The sequence below is a fragment of the Collinsella sp. OM06-18AC genome (assembly GCF_003438785.1).
Taxonomy (GTDB): Bacteria; Actinomycetota; Coriobacteriia; order Coriobacteriales; family Coriobacteriaceae; genus Collinsella.
Genome location: NZ_QSTX01000022.1, coordinates 1 through 6,763, shown reverse-complemented (window position 1 = coordinate 6,763; position 6,763 = coordinate 1). Strand labels below are relative to the sequence as shown.

Genomic DNA, 6,763 nt, shown 5'->3' with positions numbered 1-6,763 from the left:
GCATCGCTCACAACCTTCTCGTAACGAGGCTCATCGAAATTGAACATAGCAATTATCCCTTCGTTTAATAGAACGAAATTCGTTCCAATGACAACTTGTCGTTTTGTTACGTATTAATACTTAATAGTCTAAATAAAAACCCTTCTAGGAAAGGGGGACCTGACTGTCTTTCATCTCGGCGAGTTTATGCTCGAATCCAAAGCCGCCGGGTTTAAGGCAATTTTTAGCTGAATAGTCAGCAGCGAACTCCATTGCATCCCGAATGATCCCCACATCGAGCGGTTGCTTTTTTCTCCAGCCATGCGAGAGACAGCTCACAACAAACGCAGTGATATACGAATCTCCCGCGCCCATGGTGTCAAGCGCATCTACGGGTCTTATATTTCCCTGGTACCATCGGGAACCGTCAAAGAACACAGGCCCCGTAGATCCCCGTGTAGCAATCGTGTAGCGACAACCATGCTCTATGGCCCTCTTCAATAGAACTTGAATCTGTTGATCGCTCTCGCCGGAACAGGAAAACAGACCAAGGGTTGTAGCAGGGCAAACAAGATCGAAATATGCGTCGGTTCGATACTTATCTTTAACGGAAAAGTCGTAAACCGCCACAGCGGGAAGATCTTGAACTAGGTGCACATCATCCTGCAGCTTTGCATTGACGCTGGTAAAAACCGCATCGAATCCCTGAAGAAACTTGACATCAGAATCGTTGATGTGGGTTTTGTGCGCCCAGCAAGCCCCTGTATCGTAACCAACTTCGACACGTTCACCGTCGTAAACATTTACATCGCAAGTCTTGGTTGTCGCTTTTTCAGGCATAGATGATTGCGAAAGGTCAACGTTCAGCGAAGAAAGGGCATCGGTGATTATTCGCCCTCCCAGGTCGTTGCCGATCTCCCCAATATACGCAGCCTGTGCGCCAAGCATGCTTGCATGGGCAGCGACGTTTACGGCATTGCCACCAGGATACATAACGCCTTTGTTGAGATAGCGATCAATAACGTTGTCACCAATTGCTGCGATTTTCACCTCAACGCCTCCCATCACGTACGGTCTTTATTAGTACTCGACCTTGCGGTAATAACGGCGGATGTCGAGCGAATGGTCACGAATTTCCTCGAAATTCTTGCTCACACGCGAGAGAATGGCATTGAGCACCACCGGAGAAAGCATCCAGCGGAATTCATCACTGATACCCGGCAACTCATAATCATGTGTATCGAATACGGTGAAATCATCCGCATATTGCTTACAGAAGCGTGCAACGCGCTCATCAAGAGGCCTAGTCTGCGCCTCCGTCATTGCGAGCGCGACACAAACGCCCGGCTCAACAAGTTCGATAGTGCCATGGAAGAACTCAGGCGATGTAACGGATTTGGTGCGCAGCCATTGGGACTCCTCGAGCACACACATGGCAAACGAATACGTGGGGCCCCACAGATTGCCAGAACCGATCCAGATCTGATACGGGTCGTCCTTGTGCTTCAGAGCATATGCGCGAGCCATCTCGTCAGCGTTCTTGCCGACGGAAACGAGAGCAGCAGGGAGATTCACAAGCTCATCAGCGAAGCGATCGTAGTCATCGAAAAAGCCCCTGTTCTTGAGAATCTTTCCAATCAGAAGGTACAGCACGAGCTCCATAGGACGACCCTGCTTATAGATCACTCCATAATCGGAAAGTTCACCAAGCGGTGAACCGTCCACGCCAAGCGTAGAGACAATGGTGCAGCCTGCGTCTTTTGCCGCCTTTGCCGCCGCGACCGTCTCTTTGGTGTCGCCCGACTTGGACGCCATGAACGCCAAGGTCCCCTTACCGATGCGCCGATTGCCAACCGTGAGGAAATCTGCCGAAACTTGGGACTGGACGGGAATATCGGACATAACAGAAACCATATAGTCAAACGGCTGCATCATCGCAAGCGAGCCACCTGACGAGGTGAAGAAAATCGAATCGAAACCCTTTTCGCAAATTTCGTCAGCAATGCGTTCAATTTCGGCACGTTGATTGTAGATATAAGCACCGTTATCGAGAATTGCCTGTTCATCAAATGAAACCATGAGATATACCTTTCTAATTCAATTGGGCCAGACGGCGAAATCAACCATTTAGATTGCAAACACTCCGAAGAAGGAGCCGACGATACCAACCGCCATGAGAATAACGAGAATCCAAGCAATTTTGACCTTGTGCTGGACGAGTTCGTAAACTCCAAGTGTCACAAGCAGCGGCAGCAGGCTCGGCATGATACCGTCGATGATGCTTTGGATAGTCTGCGCACTGTCGCCGGTACCGAGAGAACCAGCCACGCTGACCGATACAAGGTTGGGCACCATAGCGCCGATAACCATAAGACCGAGAATTGCAGCCCCCATAGTGAGCTTTGGCATAAGACCAGATTTCTCGATCTTGCTCAAGAAACTGGTTCCGAATCCATAGCCCCATTTAAGGCAGAACCAACGAATCAGATAATGCGGAACATTGAATACGACAAGGAAGAGAAGCGGGCCGAGAATGTTACCCTGCATAGCAAGCGACACACCCAAGCCAGTGGCGATGACACGCAACGTTCCCCAGAACAGAGAGTCACCGATGCCGGCCAGCGGGCTCATAAGAGCGGCCTTTACGCTGTTGATGGAGGATTCGTCAAAATCCTCTTCGTTAGCGTTTGCCTCTTCCATCGCTGCCGAAATGCCCAGAATTAATGTTGAGACATAAGGAGTGGTGTTGAAGAACTCCATGTGACGCTTAGCAGCAGCAGCCTGGTCATCCTTATTCTTATACACGCGACGAATGATGGGAAGCATGGAGAAGCAGTATCCCATGTGCTGCTGGCGCTCGTAGTTCCAGGAGTACTCCATCGTAAGCGAACGGAAAAATACCGATTTTAGATCACGCTTTGTAATCTTGTTGGAACTGGTGTCATTAGAAGTCGTCATCGTCGAAGCTCCCTTCCGAACTAAGCTGTGGCGTCTGAGCAATGAAGTTTGGCTGGACCACCACGAGGATTACTGCGAGGCAAAGCCCAATGATGGCAATACCAAGGATTGGAATGCTCATGTAGGCACAGAGCGCAAACCCGAGCACGAAGAAAATAGCAGTCTGCTTGTTGACAATCATTGAAGCGAGCAGTGCAATGCCGAGCGCAGGGATGAATCCACCCGCAATAACCAGGCCGTTACTTACAAACTCGGGAATTGCGTTAAGCACCGCGTTCATAACCGGCGTTCCGAGATAGAAAGCAAGGGAGCACACGAAAAAGCGAGGAAGCGATTTGACGATGAATCCACCAAGCAGATGCATCCGCTCCATACCTTTGAGGTCGCCCTTTGCCACGCAGTCGTCCGCTTTATGGACGAAAAACGGCATCACGATCAGCGTAAGCGCGTTATCAATGATGAGATAAAGCGACGCAATCGGGAAAGCGAGCGTCAGCGCAACTTCAGCGCCTTGACCCGTCGAAATTGCAAAGGCAGTGCCCAAAATACCACCGGTGATAACGTCAGGCGGAACGGCCGCCCCGATGGTAACCGATCCAATGAACACCATTTCAAGCGTGGCGCCGACAATAATGCCCGTCTGCAAATCACCCATCACAAGACCGATGAGGACGCCCGTGACAATCGGGCGAGAAGCAAGGCAAGTGCCAAGTGCCCACTCAAATGTCACGCACATTGCGACGAGGCCGATAAGGATCGCTTGAGTCAACATGAGGGATCCCCTTTCTATTGTATGTGCTTAAATCAAAATCTTCTCGTCTCTAGGTACCTGCCTGATCTCCACCTCGATTCCGGCATCACTGAGCTCATGTAGAAGCTCCACGTCGCGATCGGTAGCGAAAACCGTTGAAGATAGGCGTACATCTGCACCCTCACGCGGCTTCGTTCCTCCAATGTTGATATGCTCGATTTCGCTGTAGCCCTTTGCCAGGCGGTAAGCATCTTCGATGCTTTCAACGACAATGAACAAACGGTACTTATCGGTCACACCGCTCCTAAGAGCCTCGATAGAATCATCGACCGATTTGATAACCAATTTGACGCCTGCCGGACGTGCCAGCTTAAGCGTCGTCTTGCGCACGTCATCTTTCACAACCGCATCGCAGGCAATCAAAATTCAATTGGTGTCAAGCTCTTGCGTCCAAGTCATGGCAACCTGACCATGAAGCAAGCGATGGTCAACTCTCAGCAGCTTAATCATCTTTGTTCCTTTCTCAAAAATCCTCGTCTTGTTCTACCGAATTTGGCAGCGAACATAGGCATGTGCCCTTTTGGCGGACACTTGAAACCAATGCAGCGAGCTCGGCGTCATCAAGTGTGCTCAATTTCGAAAACACTTCGAGCACTAGTGGTAGCGACATGCCGGCAATGAGCCTTAGAGAATCGTCACCCAACCTTTCCATAAAAGCGTTATTCACTGACCCACCATAGACATCAGTGATGACAATCCACTGGTCTGCTGGGTCGCGAGAACGGTCCCAAAAATCTATCAACTCGTTTACATCCATCGTGTCCTCATCGACATATGCGCATAGCACCTTAACGCGAGGATCTTCACCGCAAAATAGCTGGAGCGTTTCACGCATCGCTCTAGCAAGTGGCCCATGGCTGGCCAAGAGCAACTTCCTCATTTATCTCCCAATCTCAGTCAATCATCTGTTAATAGAACGTTATATTTTGTATTGTTATCTACAGTATCCTCGAAACTTTCGCTTTGTCAAGACAGATCAATCAAGCTTCCTAAGCGGTAATAATTCGCCCGTAAACGGCAAAAAAACGCCCCTTTGTCGGGGCGTTTTCAATCTCTTGTTATTCGGTTAAGAAAGATCCGGGGTTTGGCTTTCGCTAGAGATAAAACTTTAAGCGCTCAGTGCAGTACACCTGCCGCGAAATAAACAATGGCACTCCCTGCGCGCTGCAACGCTTATCTACAAATAATAAAAGGGCAGATCCCGGCTTTACATTCAAATGTTCTGCCTCGTAAGCACTTGCAAAGCACACCTGCAACGTTCGCTCGTTATTGCCAAGTTCGATATGGCGTCTTCCCAGCACCTCAAGTAGAGAACCCGATAAATCTTCATGTTCCAAAAAGGCAAGAGAAGGAGTGTAGCTATTGGTTTCCAACATCGTTGGCACGCCATCGACTAAGCGCAAACGTCTAGTCTGAAGAATATTCTCGTCCTCCTGGACCTGAAGAAAACGCACGTCGCGCAGCGTAGGATAAATCCAAGCTACTTCGAGCACTACGGTAGAAGGCTTTTTATTTTCTTGAATGCAGGAATGGGTGAAGCTTTCCTGGTCATCGGCTGCATAGGCATTGCGTGTCGTGGTAACAAAAGTCCCTTTCCCTCGCGTGCGCTCAACGATATCGGCATCCTCTAGTTCCTTGATTGCCGATCGAACAGTAATACGACTAACGCCATATTCCTCCATAAGCTCCGTCTCAGTAGGAAGCTTATCCCCTTCGCTATATACGCCACTTTCTATTCGACTCACAAGATCGTGAACGATCTGCTTATACAATGGAACAGCGCTCTCCACTTTAACCATTATTCAACCTATTGCTTTCTACACTTAACGGCTTCAAGTCCCCGCCAATTGATGCCGAGTTGATTAGCCTTAATCGAAAAGAAGTATTTGAAATAATCACCCAACATCACCTGCTTAGTAAAGTGCACTGGCTTACCAGTGCTCATATAAACGGTCTCACTCAATATAAACATCGCAGCTTCTCCTGCGATATTAAGGATGCGCTTCTCCTCATCCGTAGCAAGCCCTGCTTCAAGCACAATAGACGGGAAACAATTATCCTCTAGTCGCAGCCCCGTCTCTCTCTCAATCGTTTCATAAAGTGATGCGTTCTCCATATCGACACCCAGTAAAAACCCGAAGTTCTTTACTGGAAGATAAATATGTTCAATCATTGCATTTATGTGGTTAATTGACCTCACGCGTTTGAGGTAAACCGCAGATTCATTCTCTTCCATTCGCAAATGACGACGGACGGCAACGGGCGGCTCGACCTCCTGAAGAGCGAGAACACGAGACGAGGTTTCGATATTATTTTCATGGCAAAAATAAGTGAAACCCTTAAACGTGCTCAAGCTCGAGACGATTTTAGGCTGCCGGATAAATGTGCCCTTGCCATGACGCGTATCAAGCACGTCGTCATCCACAAGAGTTTGAATTGCCTTCCGTATCGTCGCACGGCTAACCTCGTATTCTTCGCAAAAACCATTTTCGCTAGGCAACACGCCACTTTCGGAAAACTCGCCCATCTCAATACGGCGGCGCAAATCATCAGCTACTTGTACATATAGCGGCACAGCACTAGTCGGGTTAATCATAACGTTCTCCGTATAACATTCTATGAAACTTCTATACGTTATAAGATAACCTATTACGTATTATTTTGAAAGAAATAGACGGTTCAATCTTATTTTTGAACCGTCTACAATATCAAACACTCCATATGAAGGTGTCGAATGCCACTTGTGGCGCAAACAAGAGGGGCATTTGGCAAAAATGCCCCATTTCGCCTTGAAGTCGCTACCGTGAAATGCCAACGAGCCGCATGGTCGAGTCCAAGCAAATACGACCTCAAGCGGCCAGCTACGGCATGGCTCCCTAGAACGAGACTGCGACATTTGTTTGCATTGTTTTACGAACGCAACATAACGAATTATTTCCGAGCAAAATAACGACCGCTGAAAGCTGCTTTAGTAGTTCATCTGGTGGTAGTAGCGACGCGTGGTGAGCGGGTGGT

The 6,763-nt window shown here is 48.7% G+C and carries 7 protein-coding genes and 1 pseudogene; all 8 read right to left on the bottom strand.

What is annotated here, in order from left to right; genetic code table 11:
* Positions 1-144 precede the first annotated feature (144 nt).
* Complete coding sequence (locus DXB86_RS09695) at positions 145-1,029, bottom strand: PfkB family carbohydrate kinase (protein ID WP_117736959.1); 885 nt, start codon at positions 1,027-1,029, stop codon at positions 145-147.
* 30 nt (positions 1,030-1,059) lie between these two features.
* Complete coding sequence (locus DXB86_RS09690) at positions 1,060-2,058, bottom strand: SIS domain-containing protein (protein ID WP_055310759.1); 999 nt, start codon at positions 2,056-2,058, stop codon at positions 1,060-1,062.
* Between the two features lie 48 nt (positions 2,059-2,106).
* Positions 2,107-2,937 carry a PTS system mannose/fructose/sorbose family transporter subunit IID gene (locus DXB86_RS09685; RefSeq protein WP_055310758.1) on the bottom strand — a complete coding sequence of 277 codons (831 nt, stop codon included), beginning with the start codon at positions 2,935-2,937 and terminating at the stop codon, positions 2,107-2,109.
* A complete protein-coding gene (locus DXB86_RS09680) occupies positions 2,924-3,709 on the bottom strand; it encodes a PTS sugar transporter subunit IIC (RefSeq protein ID WP_055310757.1) in 786 nt (261 codons plus the stop codon). The genes DXB86_RS09685 and DXB86_RS09680 overlap by 14 nt, the downstream gene beginning before the upstream one ends.
* Before the next feature lie 27 nt (positions 3,710-3,736).
* Positions 3,737-4,198: pseudogene (locus DXB86_RS09675) on the bottom strand (PTS sugar transporter subunit IIB).
* A 13-nt stretch (positions 4,199-4,211) separates the two neighbouring features.
* A complete protein-coding gene (locus DXB86_RS09670) occupies positions 4,212-4,628 on the bottom strand; it encodes a PTS sugar transporter subunit IIA (RefSeq protein ID WP_117736958.1) in 417 nt (138 codons plus the stop codon).
* Positions 4,629-4,842: 214 nt separating this feature from the next.
* Positions 4,843-5,547: a GntR family transcriptional regulator gene (locus DXB86_RS09665; RefSeq protein ID WP_055287651.1), complete on the bottom strand. Its 705-nt coding sequence runs from the start codon at positions 5,545-5,547 to the stop codon at positions 4,843-4,845.
* Positions 5,548-5,555: 8 nt separating this feature from the next.
* On the bottom strand, positions 5,556-6,344 hold the full coding sequence (locus DXB86_RS09660; RefSeq protein ID WP_117736957.1) for a GntR family transcriptional regulator: 789 nt from the start codon (positions 6,342-6,344) through the stop codon (positions 5,556-5,558).
* Between the last annotated feature and the right edge of the window lie 419 nt (positions 6,345-6,763).